Origin of the sequence: Ehrlichia japonica, assembly GCF_000632845.1 — a bacterium.
GTDB classification, from domain to species: Bacteria; Pseudomonadota; Alphaproteobacteria; order Rickettsiales; family Anaplasmataceae; genus Ehrlichia; species Ehrlichia japonica.
On sequence record NZ_CP007474.1, the window covers coordinates 691620 to 711673 of the forward strand.

Annotated in this window: 14 protein-coding genes and 1 pseudogene; 3 read left to right on the forward strand and 12 right to left on the reverse strand. The window is 29.2% G+C overall.

The window, feature by feature from the left end; genetic code table 11:
* Window positions 1-319 precede the first annotated feature (319 nt).
* From EHF_RS02785 to EHF_RS02810, 6 genes and pseudogenes are all read right to left on the reverse strand, one after another.
* Complete coding sequence (locus EHF_RS02785) at window positions 320-1015, reverse strand: DUF3023 domain-containing protein (protein WP_044194962.1); 696 nt, start codon at window positions 1013-1015, stop codon at window positions 320-322.
* Window positions 1016-2065: 1050 nt separating this feature from the next.
* The gene (locus EHF_RS02790) at window positions 2066-2920 is read right to left on the reverse strand and encodes a DUF3023 domain-containing protein (protein WP_044194964.1); all 855 of its coding nucleotides are present in this window, start codon (window positions 2918-2920) and stop codon (window positions 2066-2068) included.
* A gap of 148 nt (window positions 2921-3068) precedes the next feature.
* Window positions 3069-3686: pseudogene (gene hemC, locus EHF_RS02795) on the reverse strand (hydroxymethylbilane synthase); the annotation flags it as partial.
* A gap of 144 nt (window positions 3687-3830) precedes the next feature.
* Window positions 3831-4757 (reverse strand): DUF3023 domain-containing protein, encoded by a 927-nt coding sequence (locus EHF_RS02800; RefSeq protein ID WP_044194967.1) that lies wholly within the window; start codon window positions 4755-4757, stop codon window positions 3831-3833.
* Window positions 4758-4961: 204 nt separating this feature from the next.
* Window positions 4962-5858: a hydroxymethylbilane synthase gene (gene hemC / locus EHF_RS02805; protein WP_044194968.1), complete on the reverse strand. Its 897-nt coding sequence runs from the start codon at window positions 5856-5858 to the stop codon at window positions 4962-4964.
* 1102 nt (window positions 5859-6960) lie between these two features.
* On the reverse strand, window positions 6961-8256 hold the full coding sequence (locus tag EHF_RS02810; protein WP_044194971.1) for a bifunctional folylpolyglutamate synthase/dihydrofolate synthase: 1296 nt from the start codon (window positions 8254-8256) through the stop codon (window positions 6961-6963).
* A 430-nt stretch (window positions 8257-8686) separates the two neighbouring features.
* Here EHF_RS02810 and gatA point away from each other — a divergent pair, with 430 nt between their 5' ends.
* The 3 genes from gatA to prfB all read left to right on the forward strand — a co-directional run bounded on the left by gatA (window position 8687) and on the right by prfB (window position 12351).
* Window positions 8687-10150 (forward strand): Asp-tRNA(Asn)/Glu-tRNA(Gln) amidotransferase subunit GatA, encoded by a 1464-nt coding sequence (gatA, locus tag EHF_RS02815; protein WP_044194974.1) that lies wholly within the window; start codon window positions 8687-8689, stop codon window positions 10148-10150.
* Window positions 10151-10159: 9 nt separating this feature from the next.
* Window positions 10160-10903, forward strand: coding sequence for a YebC/PmpR family DNA-binding transcriptional regulator (locus EHF_RS02820; protein WP_044194977.1), 744 nt, complete (start codon window positions 10160-10162; stop codon window positions 10901-10903).
* Window positions 10904-11249: 346 nt separating this feature from the next.
* A protein-coding gene (gene prfB, locus EHF_RS02825) for a peptide chain release factor 2 (protein WP_156928265.1) occupies window positions 11250-12351 on the forward strand; the annotation gives its coding sequence in 2 pieces (ribosomal slippage) (window positions 11250-11324 and window positions 11326-12351; 1101 coding nt in all).
* A gap of 109 nt (window positions 12352-12460) precedes the next feature.
* On the opposite strand, the gene EHF_RS02830 is transcribed toward prfB, so the two are convergent.
* The 6 genes from EHF_RS02830 to EHF_RS02855 form a co-directional block, all read right to left on the reverse strand.
* A complete protein-coding gene (locus tag EHF_RS02830; RefSeq protein ID WP_044194982.1) occupies window positions 12461-12793 on the reverse strand; it encodes a DUF721 domain-containing protein in 333 nt (110 codons plus the stop codon).
* Window positions 12794-12849: 56 nt separating this feature from the next.
* Entirely contained in the window at window positions 12850-14370 is a 1521-nt protein-coding gene (locus EHF_RS02835; RefSeq protein ID WP_044194986.1) for a hypothetical protein, read from the reverse strand.
* Between the two features lie 1433 nt (window positions 14371-15803).
* Window positions 15804-17888, reverse strand: a complete 2085-nt coding sequence (locus EHF_RS04815; RefSeq protein WP_198015087.1) for a hypothetical protein — start codon at window positions 17886-17888, stop codon at window positions 15804-15806.
* The gene (locus EHF_RS02845) at window positions 17878-18135 is read right to left on the reverse strand and encodes a hypothetical protein (RefSeq protein WP_044194993.1); all 258 of its coding nucleotides are present in this window, start codon (window positions 18133-18135) and stop codon (window positions 17878-17880) included. The genes EHF_RS04815 and EHF_RS02845 overlap by 11 nt, the downstream gene beginning before the upstream one ends.
* 428 nt (window positions 18136-18563) lie before the next feature.
* The gene (locus EHF_RS02850; RefSeq protein ID WP_044194996.1) at window positions 18564-19145 is read right to left on the reverse strand and encodes a hypothetical protein; all 582 of its coding nucleotides are present in this window, start codon (window positions 19143-19145) and stop codon (window positions 18564-18566) included.
* Between the two features lie 464 nt (window positions 19146-19609).
* Window positions 19610-19870, reverse strand: coding sequence for a hypothetical protein (locus tag EHF_RS02855; protein ID WP_052349276.1), 261 nt, complete (start codon window positions 19868-19870; stop codon window positions 19610-19612).
* Window positions 19871-20054 lie beyond the last annotated feature (184 nt).

The following is a 20054-nucleotide window of genomic DNA, read 5'->3' on the forward strand; positions in this document are numbered from 1 at the left end:
AAGCTATAATTACAACATTTATATAGTATAAAAATACCATCTACTAACCTAATACAAACATAATCTTCGAAAAATTTTATGTTACATTCATATAAGTGATGCATTTGAATTTATTATTACAGAATTAGGTAATAATTTTAAATGCAGTTAGTAAACTTCAGTAATGTTAACACCAGTTGACATTTTTTTATTCGTCACTTAAGTCTGAATACGGATTTATATTATGTCTTCATACTATTACTGATATCACATAAAATTGTTCAGATATCTAAGTATAGATTGTTATGACTTAAAAACAAAACTAATAAATACTGTTTTATTATGTTCCAGGTCCCTGCTGTATATTAGACTCAACATGCTCAACAGAAAGATTCATTAACTGTGTCATTACATCTATTCTTACCTGTTCAACATCACCACTTTCACTACTAATATCATCCCGCTCTGAACTTACTGTTTGCTGCCCTTTAGTAGCAGTATACTCCCTATAATCTTCACTTGATAAACATAGTACGTCAAGCCCAGCAACATTTTTTAAATCTTCTTTCTCACAAAAAACATTACAATAAGGTCCCCCACGTACTCTAGCTAATACACATATTCCATATTCGCCTAAACCTTTAAACTTTATCTTACCTAGTGATAGATTACATGACACATGTTCCAGAAACTCTTCAGTATACCATTGCGTTAAAAAGTATATGTCTATACTATAATGACTAGTCAATGCTTTAGGAATACCACCTACCAAATCACATAATTCTTTATCTTCACGTACCGTATCAGCTGGTAATCTGCACTTCAGTAAAAATAAATTTTCCTCACCATTTGTAGTTGGAAGAGGTAATTGTTTATCTCTATGACTTTTAGTAGTCTGTACCACCATCTGACCTGTAGAGTCAGTAGAACCTATGGGATAGACTGCTCTCAAATGAAGAATATCTTCCTCTAATAACTTTTGACATAACCTATTATTATACTCTATCCTACCTTTTAATTGATCGTCACCAAACATATTAATATAACCATCATTTTTATAACACTTATCTATATAGTAACTCTTATTATAAAAATTTTAAAATATAAAATTGTTTCCACCAGTATAAACTATCCAAATATTTTGAATATCAACTTTTATAAAATTCATCATTTTCCATCAATAAAATAAATACCTTATACAAACAAAATGTTACCCTCAGATAATTAACAACCCATTCATTAGCCATATAATCAATTCCATATGGAACACTGCTTACCCTGATATAGAAACATATTAAGAAACCCCACCCATAGCTACCAGACAATAATATAAAAATTTTCTTTTAGCTAAAAATAGTAAACATCAACAACTTTAATTGATAAGCAAGCACTACTTCATTCTTATAACAATACTATTTCCTTAATTAACTAGTTCAATATTGAATACCAGATTCAACATACAGGCGAAAAATACCTTATAAGGCTTCCACCATTTACCTGTTTATTGCAACGTACTTTCCTGAGCACTTCTTTACCTAGAACTTAAACTGTACATTATATACAACACAAGAATAACACCTTATAATTCTTCATTATTTAGCTGGTTATTATGTTCATAACTTTCTATACCATATCTTATATTCTAAGATACTAAAACATGCTATCACCTATTACAGGTCCTATATTTTTTTATCTATTCTATCTTTTGATATACAAAAAATACCCTTCTCCTTTGGCTTTAACAATAAAAAGTTTTCACATAACCCTATATAATCATCTAAATCTTGTGCTTAATAAAAATCACTGTTGTATATAGCCCACTATATACACTACCTGATCTTATTTACTGCCAATCACTAAGATTTATCATAAGATTAAAAAAACTTCCACAGAACATGTTTACAAATACATTATATATAACTACTACATTTCAGTATACAATAGCAATCATACATAACAACTTTTCAATAGTCCTAATAGTAATACAGATTGAATATAAAATAATGTAAGAATAACCAGCAATATATATACTCAACAACATGCATTAAACTTTATGATTAAAAATACTATCCTTATTAGATATATACTACTTCCTACTACTCGATCTCGATAAGTCTTCATCTTTACTTATCGCACTTTCCAAACAAACAGAAAGATTTTGTAAACCTGCCACTACTATTGCTGCTTGTTGCCTACCAGTTTTTTCTTTAGACCTCGACACTTCACCCTCTGCACCTAATGGTGGATTATCACTACAAGACATCGATCTCACTACCCACCATTTTTTTTCACCAAAGACTTTGCGTTCATCTCTCACAAAAAAATCTGCTTTTAAGTTTACAATATCCTTTAATACATGTAACTCACAAAATTCCTTATCTTCCTGTGTTCCACGCACTCTAACATACAACAACTGTGCTCTCTGAAGAAAATTTGGAATAGTCTTAAATTCAGGCCCTAGTGACTTGGAATGTACTTCTTTGAAAAAAAATTGAGAATGTTCTGGGTTAATAAAACAGTACAATGTTATTTTGATATCATCAGTCATTCTAGAGGAACATATAAGATCTTTTAAGGTTGAATTTTTCTGTAACATCTCACGTGATAATTTACACTTCACCATCCAAAGACTTTTTCCAGCTACTAAAGGTAATATATTAGGAATCTCAGATTCACTAACTGGAAATATACCCATCATTTGTTCTTGAGAGAGAGTATTATCACGTTGACCCAGACCCCGGCTTGAAAAAACATCTACATCCAGATGAGTTTTACTTACCTTAACCTGGAAATCACCATTAGGCCTAGTAGCACCTATTAAATGACATTTTCTCATTAACAGATATGGTAACCTTCTTATTTCTCGACATATTTTAAGATTCTGCTCTCGCAAATGTTGTAAATTAGATTCTACAAATCTTACGTTTTTATCACCTAACATAACCTTATTGTTAATTTATAATGACTCAACACCTTAATATCATATAATATATTTACTAAAATTATATAAATCTTATCTGTCTAAATCTAAAATGAGCGTTTTAATATAACAGATAGTAATGCACCAACAAATTTTTAAATCATATTTTTTAATAATGCTTGCTCAACTTATCTATTAACTCATTTCCTATATCAATACCCGATTTTTCTGCATCACATTCTTTAAAGTAGCAATTTGAAAATACCATATTTTTTTCACTCGAAAGCATACAAGACATATAAACTGTATCATTATCAACATACTGAGCAAGTGCTGCTAATGGCGTATCACAAGAACCATTGATTGTTCTCAAAAAACTTCTCTCAGCCATTATACAAACGTAAGATTTATGACAATTCAAAACTTTAATTTTCTCTATTATATTATAGTCATTAGCTCTACACTGAACACCTATTGCCCCTTGCCCTACTGCACTTAACATTATTTTAGGATCTAATACCTCTTTGATTACATCACATCTATTTATTCTGATTAATCCAGCTTCAGCTAATACTACACCATCACACTCACCAATATTAGACTTCAATATTCTAGTATCTATATTACCTCTAATAGGAACTATTTGAAGATCTGGACGTAAATAATTTAGTTGTACTTTTCTTCTTACAGAAGATGTATCTACAGTTGCACTAAGAGGAAGTGACTTTATATCTTGATACTTAGAAGAAATAAAAACATCACACGGACTACTATGTTTCAGTATACAATGGCAATCATACACAACAACTTTTCAATAATCCTAATAGTAATACAGATTGAATATAAAATAATATAAGAATAACCAGCAATATATACTCAACAACATGCATTAAACTTTATGATTAAAAATACTATCCTTATTAGATATATACTACTTCCTACTACTCGATCTCGATAAGTCTTCATCTTTACTGATCGCCCTTTCCAAACAAATAGAAAGATTTTGTAACATTGTCGATACTACTTCTGCTTGTTGCCTACCAGTTTTTTCTTTAGACCTCGACACTTCACCATCTGCACCTAATGGTAGATCATTACCACTAGAGATCAACACTCCACCCTCTGCACCTAATGGTGGATTATCACCACCAGATATCGATCTCGTTACCCACCATCTTTTTTTACCAAGGACTTTGCGTTCATCCCTCACAAAAAAATCTGCTTTTAAGCCTACAATATCTTTTAATGCACATAACTCAGAAATTTTCTTATCTTCCTGTGTTCCACGCACTCTAACATACAACAATTGTACTTTGTGAAGAAAATTTGGAATACACTTATATTTATACCCTAGTGATTCTTTATGTACTTTTTGGAAAAAATATTCACAATCTTCTGGCTTAACTAAACAGTACAATCTTATTCTGGCATCAAAAGTCACTGTTATTCTGTCACCAAAAATCATTCTAGAGGAACATACAAGATCCCTTAAGGTTGGATTTCTCTGTAATACCTCATGTGGTAATTTACACTTCACTATCCAAAGACTGTTTCCATCTAATAAAGGTGATATCCCAGGAATGTCACCTTCACTAACTGGAAATATACCCATCATTTGTTCTTGAGAGAGAGGCTCACCACATTGATTCACATCCTCCCTTGAAAAAACCTCTAAATCCAGATGAGTTTTACTTACCTTAACCTGGAGCCTACCATCAGACTTAGTAGCACCTATTAAATAACATGATTGCATTAACAGCTCTGGTAAGCTTTTTACTTCTTTACATAATTTACTATTCTGCTCTCGCAAATGTTGTAAATTAGATTCTACAAATCTTATGTTTTTATCACCTAACATAACCTTATTGTTGTAAATTAGATTCTACAAATCTTACGTTTTTATCACCTAACATAACCTTATTGTTAATTTATAATGACTCAACACCTTAATATCATATAATATATTTACTAAAATTATATGATTCTTAATTTGTTTAAATCTAAAATGAGCGTTTTAATATAATAGATAGTAATGCACCAAGAAATTTTTAAACCATATTTTTTAATAATGCTTGCTCAACTTATCTATTAACTCATTTCCTATATCAATACCCGATTTTTCTGCATCACATTCTTTAAAGTAGCAATTTGAAAATACCATATTTTTTTCACTCGAAAGCATACAAGACATATAAACTGTATCATTATCAACATACTGAGCAAGTGCTGCTAATGGCGTATCACAAGAACCATTGATTGTTCTCAAAAAACTTCTCTCAGCCATTATACAAACGTAAGATTTATGACAATTCAAAACTTTAATTTTCTCTATTATATTATAGTCATTAGCTCTACACTGAACACCTATTGCCCCTTGCCCTACTGCACTTAACATTATTTTAGGATCTAATACCTCTTTGATTACATCACATCTATTTATTCTGATTAATCCAGCTTCAGCTAATACTACACCATCACACTCACCAATATTAGACTTCAATATTCTAGTATCTATATTACCTCTAATAGGAACTATTTGAAGATCTGGACGTAAATAATTTAATTGTACTTTTCTTCTTACAGAAGATGTACCTACAGTTGCATTAAGAGGAAGTGACTTTATATCTTGATACTTAGAAGAAATAAAAACATCACACGGACTACTACGTTTTAGTATACAAGAAATGATCAATCCTTCACAATAAAAAGCTGGTATATCTTTTACTGAATGTACAGCTAAGTCCACTTCTCCTGCTAGTAATGCTTCTTCTATTTCTTTTATAAATAATCCCTTTCCACCTATAGTATTCAGGCGAACTTTATCATTAATGTCTCCGGAAGTCTTAATTTTAACAATTTGGATATTAATTTCAGGAAAATATTTGTTCAACAAATTTTTAACTTCCAATGTTTGTGCTATAGCTAAAATACTACCTCTTGTTCCAATCCTTATATTCATAATGAATTAGCAAAATATTATAATAACTTAATAATAACAAAACTATACACTACATGCTACAGCATTTACATATTTATACGAATAAAGGAAACATAAAAATTAATATTATAAATTTCAATATTACAACAAATACGTTATTAAATTTTACATTATTTGTAATCTCATGCCTAAAAAAGCTCAGCATTACCTGATTTTAAATCTGAAAAAACAATTTAAGATTTTAAATACAACAACTTTAAAACTCTTTGTAAAATATTAATAATACATCCACATTAGATAAGAACCTCAGCATAATAACGGAAAAATCATAAATTACAAACTTAACTTCATAACATAAGAGCGTAATTGCTACTTTAAAACATAAAATAAATAGATAAGCTTATGAAATATGAGATTACTATATAATAAAATCAGGTCTCATACTTGAAGCTAGAACAAAAAGAATCCACAGTATTAACCGCTAGTTAAAATTTTTATTACCAATAAAAAATGCACTTATTGCTCAAATATCAAACAACATTATAGATATACAGATTTCATATTCATAAAACTAGAATAGAGAGAATCCACATTATAGAATATAACCACCAGTTAAACTCTCCATTACCACTATGAAAAATGTGTCTACCACTCAAACACAGAACAAAAAAATAAGTTTCTGAATATGAATTTGCTATATAATTAAACATAACATATGCATACACGATTATAAATCACAACAAATCTTGGCTAACTTAAAAGCTACAACTCAATATAGAAATGATGCATCCTATTTCCTAATTAATTTTAATATAAAATCTTGTAATATGACAATTTTAGATTAAACGGATACTGATTCACAATAGTACTTTACAAAAAAAATATTTTTCGTTTTCAACACATAACTTCTTCTATCAAAATCCTTAAAAACAATAATTAAACAGTATATTAGGAAACCAAACCTACATTTGTACTGTGATAATTTCGTTTACAGACAGATATCAACTCAAGTATCATTTTACAGAAATATATGCTACTTATTCCAAAGTATACTTGTCTTATAAAAATTCCTAAGTACTAATAATATATGTATCAAACTACATAACACCCATAGGTACTGAGACTATTTAATACCATTCTCTAATAAAACATCTCCAGCCAAAAACAATGATCCACAAATTAAAATTGTAGATTTTTTATTATGATTTCCTACCTGCAATATTTTAGAAATCGCATCTACTAAAGTCTCAGATGCGACCGCTTTTATACCTAATGATAATGCAGTTTGTAACAGTTCTTCCGCAGTTTGCGCTCTCGGTTCAGACTTCACACAAATACTAGATAAAAATTTTATATGAGGCTTTAAATAACTTAAGAACACAACACTATCTTTTTCTCTAGTCATTCCAATAATAATATATAAATCCCCTAACTCATTATTCTGTATCCAATGCGACAGCATTTCGGCACCAGCAGGATTATGAGCCCCATCCAAAAATAATTGCCACAGTTGAGGTATCATTGTAGATAAAAAACCAGTATTGATTCTTTCCAACCTAGCTGGCCAATAAGCCTGTATTATACCTTGAACAATATTTTCATAATCTATATTATACCCAAATTTACCAGAAAGTATGCTACAAGCAGCAATTGCATTGCCTGCATTTATTATCTGATGTTCTCCTTGTAATGAAGGTAGAGGAAAAAACAATTCATTAACATTAGTTTTAAAAAGCATATTATCTCCTCTCTTTTTACAAAACCAATCAATTCCCCCTCGATATAATGGAACGCTGTTTTTAATTGCATAATACTCAAAAACTTTCATTATAGAACCTTGGTCTTGAGGAGCAATCACACAAGTAACATTCTCCTTCATTATCCCAGCTTTCTCAGCAGCTATTAATTCAACAGTATCACCTAATACTTCTGTGTGTTCTAATGATATTGCAGTAATTATATTTAATATCGGATGTACTACATTTGTTGCATCAAGACGCCCACCCATACCAGTTTCTAGTAACACAATATCTGCTTTAACTTCCGAAAATGCAAGCAATATTGCTGCAGTTGTACCTTCAAAAAAAGTAAGAGGTATACCTACACTTGCTCCTCTACAAATTTCTAGAACCTCATATAAATATTTATCAGATATCTTTTTCCCAGCAACTATAGCCCTTTCATTAAATTCTATTAGATGTGGTGAAGTATAAACATGTGTTTTTAAACCCGCAGCATTTAAAATATAACGCATAAATGCTATAGTTGATCCTTTACCATTAGTTCCAGCAACATGTACTACTGGAGGTAATTTTTTTTCAGGATTACCTAAATTATTCAAAACCTGCTTAATTCTATCAAGAACCATATCAGATGGTCGAAAACCTAAAGGCTTTGGCCAGTGTGGCATATATACCATATCTTATCTCCCTATTTTAAAGAGCAACTTAGATCACAATTTCATAAATAACAATAAATAAACCTATATCTCATATGATTAAGGTCCTTACTTAATATAAATACATCTATACTTTTTTATTTGAATACTATTAATTAACTTTCAGGAAAATTGGATTTTTAAATACATTACAAATTCATAATAAAGTTATTTTACCTAACTATCTCCCCCACCATAGCTGCTTTTATCAAACTATATATCACAAATAAATTTTCATAAAAGGAAAACATAAGCTTTTTATCAAAATAATACCTGCTATTAAAATAAATATCACATATATTCAATAAATTAATCTTAACTGGTCAACCATATTCTTAAATAATCAAAAATTTAATTGTTTTATCCCCAATAATATGGTAACTTACAGCCACTCTTATCTATTTACTCAAACATGAAAGACATTTTAAAATTATCTATTGCAGAAATGCATGACAAATTAAAAAAAAGAGAATTTTCTGCTGTAGAACTCACTAAATTTCATATTGAAGCTGTTAATAATGAGAAGTTAAACGCTTTTGTAACTAAAACACCAGAAATTGCCTTAAGTGCAGCTGAAAAAGCAGATTACATCTTGACACACCAAAAAGAAAAGTTAACCCCTTTAACTGGAATTCCAGTAGGTATTAAAGATTTATTTTGCACAAAAAATATCAGGACAACAGCATGCTCTAATATACTAAAAAATTTTACTCCTCAATATGATTCAACTGTTACTAAGCAATTACTTAATAATGGAGCTGTCATGTTAGGGAAGTTGAACATGGATGAATTTGCAATGGGATCATCAAACTCTAATAGTTGCTTTGGACATGTAAAAAATCCATGGATAAGAGCAGATGGAGTAGAAGTTGTCCCTGGAGGATCATCAGGTGGTTCTAGTGCTGCTGTGGCAGGGTTTTTATGCGCAGGGGCTTTAGGTAGTGATACAGGTGGTTCAGTGCGTCAACCTGCAGCATTTTGTGGCATAGTAGGGCTGAAACCAACATATGGAAGATGTTCAAGATTTGGTATGATAGCATTTGCTAGCTCTCTTGATCAAGCAGGCGTGTTAACACGCACAGTAGAAGATTCAGCTCTAATGTTACAGTCAATTTGTGGATATGATACTCAAGATTCAACCTCCGCTAATATACCTGTCCCTAAATTTTCTGAAAGCATCACATATAAAATCAAAGGTAAACGCATTGGCATACCAAAAGAATATGAGTTATCAGGGAAATATCAAGAATACACTGAAATCTCAGAAATGTGGTCTAAGGGAATACAATATCTAAAGGATGAGGGAGCTGAAATTATAGAAATTAGTTTACCACATACAAGCTACGCGCTTCCTGTATATTACATTATTTGTTCTGCAGAAGCATCCTCTAATCTTGCAAGATATGATGGAATAAGATATGGAACACGAATACCATCCGATGATATTAACGAGATGTATGACTTAACACGTGGATACAATTTTGGAACAGAAGTAAAACGAAGAATATTAATTGGAGCATACGTATTATCATCCGGATATTATGATGCATACTATAATAAGGCACAGCGTATCAGACATTTAGTAACAAATGACTTTATCGAATCATTCAAAAAAATTGACTATATATTAACCCCTACTACTCCTAAAGAAGCCTTTGCAATAAATGAACAATTCGATACATTAACCATGTACTTAAATGATGTATTTACTGTTCCAGCAAGTTTAGCAGGACTACCTGCTATTTCAGTTCCTATAGGGTTATCAAAAAACAATTTACCTCTTTCTTTACAAATAATAGGTAACTACTATGATGAAGGAGGAATTTTAAATGTAGCTAGCATTATAGAAAAACATACAGGCAAAATTTTAAAATAGAGGGTAATCATGGCTGGTCACTCACAATTTGCAAACATAAAACACAGAAAAGGAGCTCAAGATGCAAAAAGAGCTCAAAGATTTACAAAACTAACAAGGGAAATTATTGTCGCTGCAAAACAAGGATTACCAGATCCAGAGTTTAATTCTAGGTTAAGATCTGCAATCATTGCAGCAAAAAAAGAGAATCTTCCTAAAGATAAAATTGATGCTGCAATCAAAAGTGCAACTGGAAATACTCAAAATGATAATTATGAGGAAGTAGTATATGAGGGTTACGGTCCAGGAAATATAGCTTTGATGATTCAAACTTTAACTAATAATCGCAATAGAACAGCAGCTGAATTAAGACATGCTTTATCAAAGTATAATGGTAAATTGGGAGAATCTGGAAGCGTAAGTTTCCTTTTTAATCACGTAGGAGTAATAGCTTATAAAGCTTCATCCATTGATAGCTTTGACTCATTATTTGACACTGCTATAGAATTACAAGCTTTAGATGTTGAAGAAATTATACAAGATGACACTCAAGATAAAATGTATTACGTCATTTGTAATGTTCAAGATTTTGGTAATGTAAGAGATCACCTATTCCATAAATTTGCTGATGCTGAGTTTTCTAGATTATTTTGGAAATCAAGTGATATTTTAAAAATAGAAGATGAAGAAATACAAAGGAAAATTTTAAGTCTAATGGATTTATTAGAAAATAACGATGATGTACAATACATAGATAGTAACTTTACCTTCTAAAACCATATTACTAAGACTTGAGAGTTAGGTATTCCAACATTATCAGTGTTTTTATCTTTATTTTTTACTACTACTGAATGTAATATTATACATACCTAAATTAATAGTAAGTAGTACATAAAATGACAAATTTATTGTTAAACAAAATTTCATATTTCTTTAAAATAATCAGATAAAGTTAATCTTTCTTTAATAATTTATATCTTGCCTTCGTAACACAGGTTTTGTATCCTATAATTAGCTATTCGATTATGGTATTTATGTTAAAGTTGTTATTATGCTTATTTTTATTGTATATTCTAATAAATCGAGTAAAATCTAACAGTTAGTTTTTCTTATTACTATTATGATCACAAAATCCTATGCTGATGAAGAATTAGTAAGTTTAGGCAAGGCTTTGCAGTTGATTCGGGGTTACCTTTGACATTGATAATTTAACAAATTCATTAGCTGATCTTAGTGTTCAGTGTTCTAGTACGTCCTTGTGGAATGACAATTCTTTAGCACAACGTATTCTATCTGAACGTGCTAGAATATCCAAAACTCTTAACTCATTTACAGAGTTAGAAGAGGAGTATAATTATTATCATGAACTGCTAACTATTGTAAAAAATGACTCAGATGAACTACTTAATGAGTTAGAGGTAGGTCTAACAAAATTAAAAGAAAAGATCCAAAAAAAAGAAATCGAATGCCTATTTTCTAATGAAGCAGATCATAATGATTGCTTTATAGAGATTCAATCTGGAGCTGGAGGAACAGAAAGCAATGATTGGTCTAGCATGCTTCTTCGAATGTATGTAAGATGGGCAGAAATATATCATAATTTTAAAACAGAAATTGTTTACAAGCTAGATGGCGAAGAAGCAGGATTAAAGTCTGCTATTATAAAGGTAACAGGAGATAATGCATACGGCTGGACAAAAACTGAAAGTGGTATTCATAGGCTAGTACGCATTTCTCCCTTTAACTCAAATGCTAAGCGTCATACTACCTTCTCAAGCATATTAGTTTCCCCAACAACTAATGAAGATACTAACATTGAGATCCTTGATAAAGATTTACGAATAGATACATACAGAGCATCTGGTGCAGGAGGACAACATGTTAATAAAACAGAAAGTGCCGTACGGATTACACATATGCCCTCTGGGATTGTAGTACAATGCCAAAATAATAGATCTCAACATCAAAATTTAGCTGAAGCACATAATTTATTAAAAAGCAGGCTATATCAAGTAAAATTACAGGAAAAAGAAAAAAAAATGGCAGAAGAACATAATAAAAGGTGCAACATAGGATGGGGTAACCAAATCAGATCTTACATTATGCATCCATATCAAATGGTAAAGGATGTACGTACAGGACACGAAACTGGCAATGTAAATTCTGTATTAGATGGAAATTTAGATTCATTTATTATATCAGCACTAACAACAAAAACATAGTTCCTTATAAACTCAAGAACAAAAAAACACGTTCGCAAATTCCTTATAAAAGCATCATACCTTATACAAATATTATTATATGTACATGATAAATATCTTAAAAATTTACTCAAATATTATAATGTTGTCTAATTTTTACTTCATGAACTGCTTTAAATCCAAAAAAAACGGAAATTTTTTCTATAATAACTGGAATGGCATATTGTATATTAATTGCAACACCACCACTATTTACCATAATATATAGAACTCCTGTATTCATACCATCTAAAAATGATAACTTTCTTGGCTTAGCAACTTGCGATATTTCTTTTCCAACAATACTATTCCAATTTAAAAAAAGAAGTACTTCAACTCTGCTAATATGATTCTTATTACACTTATTCAATATCAACTTCTCAATAGCAGCACCTATACTCTTAGGACCAGATCTAAACAACATATTATTAAACCTTCCTTGTAATTTTTACAATGTTCTACCTTATTAAATTTACATCTTTACATACCAACAGCATGACTGACACCTACATGCTCAATATTAGAACTACCAACTACTTGCTCACTTTCTTTTCCAGTCATTATAACTGGATTATATATAGATCTAAAAATTAAAGAATAAGGTACACATTTTAATGTTGTTACACTAGAATAACACTTTCTCATTATATACCTCCTTGCACCATATATCAACCCATCAAGACTACAAGCAGTATTTGATGGAGTCAATATTACTTTTAATGCACCAAAGATTTTCCATTTAATAAACTCACAGCTACTTAAATCAATTTTTCTGTGTAAACCATCAGCGATTAACCTATTCGCTTCAGCCACTAAATCATCACATCCAACTGAAGATAATATTTCTTTAAAAAAATCATTTGTTTTAGTAAAACCTCTACCATTATGACAAGAAGCAATAGCAAGCATAGAAGCTAATACAGAATCACCACCGCGTATAGAAGAAATTAGCATCTCCTTAAACGTTACACCATATTTTGTATAGTAATTATTATGCAAACAACCATAACTTCCTATTTTTTCATGTCTCTGACAAAATTTATATCTTATTCTCTCAAATAATTCAGGGTAAAACTCTTCGTAAGAAGTTACTTTACTCTCCGCCATATAACTCTTTAGCAATGCAACGCTATTAACTAATTCCTCATTTATAGGACTATTGCCTAACACCTTCGAAGTACTAAAAGCCGTTAAAAGAGCCATAGCCAATTTATAACCATTACTTTGACCAGTACGTGAATCTTTTTCTCCTGTAGGAATATCATATGGAAACCGAATAAGTAGATCTTTTAATATCAATTCATATATACTATACCCATAATCATAACTCTCAGGATCTTCAACCCTATATCTCAACATATCTAACGTATCTTTTAGAGTAGAACATATAACATTATAACTACAAGCCAATGATAGCACACCATCCTTCATTTCTGGATATTTAATACGAAAGCCATCCTTATGGACAATATCCCCGATACTGGACATTTTTTTATTGACTAGTACAGCAATACCTCGACTATTCATGTGAGAAATATATACATTATCCTCCAACAACATACATTTACGATTAGAATCTACTACCACATCAACTGTTCTTTTACCCCATAATCCACATTTTTTTTGAGTTATATTTAATACAATGTTTTTGTCTTCATTGATATTTATTCCAGATTCAACTCTATCATATTTTATCTCAACAATATCACTTTCTAAATCAAGTTTATTTAATTGATCATCAGACAATGGTATAAACAACATCACTTGCTCATTCTTTTTAACAAATGGTAACACATCGTGAATTGTTGTAGGGTATTGACAATGTAAGATAGCACATGTAATACCAAATAATATAATTCCACTTAGTGCTGCACCAGCTACACCAATAATTATATTGAAAGACGGTATGACATAGATTTTACTCAGAAAAATTGTTAAAACTATAGCAGCAATAAGTATGATACATGCTACAAATAAATACAAAAGCTGAGATTTTTTCATAATCTTTTAACACCAGTTCTCTATAATATATATAATAAGTATATCACATTAAAATTGCAAAGTATATTAAAAAATAAGAAGTTCATATTAACAAATTTATATATTAAGATATTATTTTAAATTTTTTAGATGTAATATAAAACTTGATTAACAATAAAAAGAAATTATCAATTAATCATTACATACTTACTATCCACCATAAATTAATAATAATATTATCCTGATTTTTAATATAAAAGTATATTTCATATACACTCTCATAACTACCATATAAATTATATTAACTTTATTACCATCAAAACATTACAGGATATTACCCACATTAAACAATCTACTATGAACTAACTACATTAGCTTATCTGACTTTCTACTCTACTCTATCTCTAAAACTATTAACATTGTCAGTTATTTAAAGCTATATCCTAATGCACTACCAGTATTATTAATTATCAAATGGTAAATGATATACGTAGTACACAAAATTGACATGTAAATTCTGTGTTTAGATAGAAATTCAAATTCATTAGTAGAACATATAACACTATAACCACAAGTCAATGATAGCACACCATCCTTCATTTCTGGATATTTAATATAAAAGTCCTTCTTAGACCGTATTTGTATTAGATATTTTATCCTTCCTATGATGAATATAAAACCAACAAAAAACTTATAGTATATTACTATATCTCTTCGATTAAATAATAGAACCTGTACATAATTATAATTACTACTGCTTACAAATACTCAAAACATCACAGATGTTGCCAATTCATTAGAAGAAGTTATAATAGTTTTCTTAAGTCACTTAAAGATATATACACTTATAATATAAAAATCACAATTCTTAATATACTTAAGAATTATTAATATTATTTAACATATGATACCAATATTGTAATCTTGATTATAAAATATTTATCATCATTAATTATGGATTCACATCCATACACTGTTTCTTCTAACAATTTGTTAAAATTTTACAACCTAGAATTCTCCATAAATTTACTATTGCTTATCCATCAAGGTGTATTATTCTATTAAATGGAGCACCTATATATAAAGACTCTGTTCTATGATACTTGAACTATAAGGGATAGTATACCTCAAATTTATTAAATAATATCAAAAAAATCTTCTAAACTTAATCCTAGAACTATCTTACTTTAATCTTTCACCTAAATTTATAGTACTCATTAAAAAGAAACTAAAAGTAATTTTTGCCACAATTTGAAATTTAGGTCTACACCAACACAAGATAATTTCCTTTTGATAAAATATAATATTAATACAACTCTACAATATTTTTATTAGTTATACGTTTTAGTTTCATTCAACACAATCAATTGACTCTTTTATAAATATAATTACTCTTTACTTTAACGAATAAACACCTATTATATGATACAATAATACAAAAGCAAGTTTAATGATCACCTTTGATTTCCAGAAACCACTGCACTACTTGCTGCAACATTACCTAGATTTGTTAAAACAGCTAAATCAGGCAATAGATCGCTTGAGTGATGTAACCTTCTAGGAACTTTTTCCAACTCTATTGTATAGAGTGGAAAATATACATGATCATGTTTATAGTTAACTGTATTACTAATTACTTCCCAAAAAAGATTACAAGATTGCTGAAAACCAGAAATGCTTAAATCCTTCATTTTACGAAATGCAGTATCTATAAGAGACTGTTCTACCATCCCTGAACTATAAAGAGGCATATACATTAAATTTAGCAATACAATATCAAAAGAATGCACAGTTCCAGAATCATTTGACTTTAATCTTCCACATAAATCTCCATAAGACTTACCATAATAACCTAAACATGAATCTATCATTTGTTGCAATTCATCCTTATTCTTAAAGATACATACCTTATATGACATATCTTTTAACAATGATTGATAGATACTATCTATTCCCGGTATATCCAAACGAGCTATTACCTTAATACAATTAATCATATCTCTAGAATAAGAGTTCAATAAACAAGGTGTACAACAGACAATCCTAGCATAACATACTATATATTTAACATTACTTGCTATCCGAGAGCCAACATTAGACCATATCCTAATTATATCATGCTGGCTGATAGGAAAATCAGGATTGATTTTAGCACGCAAGAAAAACAACCATGAATCAAACTTAATTTTTGATTGCATATATACAACATAATACCCCGATTTCTGATATTCATTAGTCACTTGTGCTTCACATTCTTCAAAATCCTTAAGACTTTTACTAACCCTCTCAGCTAGGATAATATAATCACGAAGACTAGAATAAATATTAAACATCAATCCTTCTTGATCCGCTTCCATATTTAATTCTTTAGAAATAAATATCATGTTATTAGTATAAATAGATTTCCATACAAATTCATAATTTGTAGGATGCATTCTTAAAACATCGGGATAGGTTCTGCTAAATTTTTCTAAAGCACTCTTTCTAATACTTCTTACTTTGTTAGAATTGTATTGCTCAATGAAACAAGAGACGGTCCCATTATCTTGAACAGTAGTTTGCTCAAAAACTTCAGATATAATTTCCTGAACATTTGTTATATCACGATAATTCATTGCTGAGTTAATATCAACACCATTATACCCAGATTCTCTGATATCATTAATATAACCCTTAATATAATCCTTAATATAAACATTATTTCCAGTACTATACTCATCATAGTACCTCATCATATCAGAAGCTAAATTCATTTCTCTCGTAACTCTTCTCTTATGTAAATCATTCCCACATACATAATTATATTTAAAACGATCCATTACGTATTTACGAGACACATCTGATAAAAACTTATATAAGTCATACTGATTATCAAAATTATATGCTTTTTCTCCTAACAATTTTATTATTTTATTAGCTGAATTTAACCTTTGTTGATATGGTATATTCTTTATAGATAAATTAGCTAACGCCATAATCTTATCACATATATCTCTAGGATAAGCTCCATATAAAGTTTCATTTCTAGCAATTAATTGTGCTGCCAATATAACAAACGTAAAAGTGTCTTGTTCTAATAAACCTTTAATTTGATCAGCATCAACAACATCATTAATATCGTTAATATCAGCATCAACACCATCATCAATATCATCAATATCATCAATATCATCAATATCATCAATATCGTCAATATCGTCAATATCGTCAATATCAGCATTAACACCATCAATACCATCAACATCACTCATCTCAACAACCTGAGATTTAACAAATACGTTAGAATATATTAATTTATCTAACATGAAATCAAAATGTCTCTTAAATTCCGGAAAAACAAAAACATAACCTATACCAAGATCAAAAACATTACTGCAATAATACATCGAAAAAAATTTGAACTCAGAAACATCATATGGTTGAGATATTAGCAATTTGAGATCTTGTGATATAGCTACCAAATTTCCATAAATACTAAAAACTGCACCTGGTAACTTATTTTCCGGTTTATATTGAGTAGCCATACGCCTATCCTGCATAAACATTAACCTCATCTTCAAGAAAATTATCAACAAGCTCATTATCACTAGATGCAAGATCTTCAACAGGCTCATTATCAATATATGTAGGATTTCTACTGCTAAGTAATTTCATACATATATATTGAAATGGGTATGCAATACCCGATAAAACTGTTGACACATACGATATTAATTGGGTAGAAGACAGCACCTTACGTATACGAACAAGTAAAGCACCTATGATACGTTGATTAGAATTTAGCATAAAAAAACACTTTCTATATTAATTATTAAGTATAAGATTTTAATAATAATTAATAATAAAGTAAATAAAGAAATTATTAATTTTTACATATATTATGAATATTCTAAACAGTAATATGTTATAACAGAAAATAGGTATTAATTTATAAATCAATTAATAATACTATTATTAAATAATTTACTTAAATTAGATATTATAGTAATAAATATAAATTTTATTATAAAAACATCCTACACGTAAAACTTAGAATCATAGTATTACTTCTTTAAACGATATAAATGGAATTACAATATGCTTAAAAAAAACTAAGATTTTATTAATTAAAATAATCAGTAATCTGATTGCTAGTGCTATACGACTAATCAATAGCAAACTGGATTACTATCAATAGATGGACAGCAAAACAACTAAAATCCATAAAAACTATACTATCTCACACTAGTAAGTAGCATATTTTCTTCAATCATTTTTTCTGCAGCTGCCATACTCAGATCAGCAGTATCCAAACATGAATTTACACTTTCACAATCCAAATCATTACAATCCATAAAACCAGTTTCATAAATAGCTTGATCTGAACCATTTTGGTTTGTTAATAGAGAGGTAGAACAATTATCATAATGAAATCTTTGATCCGCCATATCACAGCTACTACTATCTGATCGATCAATAGGAGATACAGGTAACCCATATACTTGGCTAGATTTTTCTCTAGCAAAAATCTTTTTCAATTTTGAAAATATACATGTCTCACTTTTATCAGGTGGCACAACATAATCAGGAATAGTATTATAGTATAAAATATTAACAACCCTATCATATCGCACACCCATATAATTAGCACAAAGTAATACAAATCCAATTATAAGTAAAAATGTAAATATGATGACATTCGTAATATCAGTCCAATTGTTATGCCTCACATTTACACAACTTAATATTAATCCTACAGCTGCAGCAATTGTTACTAACACACTACCCGCAGTCATTATTATTCTATTAACTTCCATAAAAAATATCTCATTTATTATCTAAAAATATCAAAAACAATAAAAATATTTTTAATAATATTTATTAATAAATAATGTATTCTATACAATTTATTTACTTCAATTATAAGCTTTTACTTAGAAAAAAACAAGGAGTGCATAACCCATAAAGAGAAAAACCTCTTTACTAGTACATTTATTTTATCACATAAAACAACAAAATTCATCACAATAATTTTCCACTATATTTAAAAGTTATCACTAGATATTTATTCTTATTTTACTTCTAATACTTTTACTTTCTCAACACCATTATCATTAAATCAACATTTTCTATCCAAAATTTTATAATAAAACTCAAGAACATCAGCTTCATTTTATATCCTATGAAATTGAGTTTTGGAAATTGTAAATACACTAGCTTATATTCACTTAGTAGGTCTTGCATTATAGTTAAAAATTAAAACTATCTACAAATAAACTATTTAATCAATATTGAGGCTGTCAATAGATTCTGATGAAAATGTTGTTAAATAATTGTTTAACTCAATATATTTTTTATTTATGCCTTTCCTATAATTTGCAGCTAATAATACAATTGCCATCATAAACAAAAACGTAAATATACCTATACTAGTTTGATTATGAGATATTGTATTTGTACAACATAGTATTAACCCTACTACTGCCAAAGTAATAGAAATGAAACTGCTATAGTTGATCATTAAATCATGCTTTTTTATCATAAAATTAATATAATACCCACAATATTTACTTATAAATTTCAATATAAATCACTTAACCAATATTACTGTATGAAATTAATATCAAATTCCCAAGTCAATTATACAAGACAAAAATTAACTTAATAACTATTTCTTTGCATAAAGATGCATTAGAAATTAAAACAGAACAGAAATTTTACATATA